This window comes from Winogradskyella ouciana (assembly GCF_009709615.1).
In the GTDB taxonomy this organism is placed as follows: Bacteria; Bacteroidota; Bacteroidia; order Flavobacteriales; family Flavobacteriaceae; genus Winogradskyella; species Winogradskyella ouciana.
In genome coordinates, this window is record NZ_WJYA01000290.1 from 1 (window position 1) to 239 (window position 239).

Here is a 239-nt window from a genome sequence, read left to right on the forward strand (position 1 = left end):
AGACGATGATGCGCCTGCGCCAACGGAAGCAGAACCTGAAGCCGCGGCCGACGCGGATATGAGCATGTTCGAAGACGATGATATGCTCGAGGCGGACGCTGTAGAAGTTGAGTCTGAAGCCGATGTTCTCGCCGCGATTAGCCAATCGATGGAAGAAGCGACGGAAGAGCTGGAAGCCGCTGAAGAGCCAGCTGCCGAAGACAGCTTCGATTTCGTCGTCGAAGAAGATTCGTTTGAGA

1 protein-coding gene is annotated in these 239 nt (G+C 55.6%); it reads left to right on the forward strand.

Annotated features, from left to right (window positions below; all coding sequences use genetic code 11):
• Nucleotides 1-239: hypothetical protein (locus F1003_RS16750; protein WP_202913943.1), on the forward strand; the 239-nt coding region annotated here is incomplete at both ends.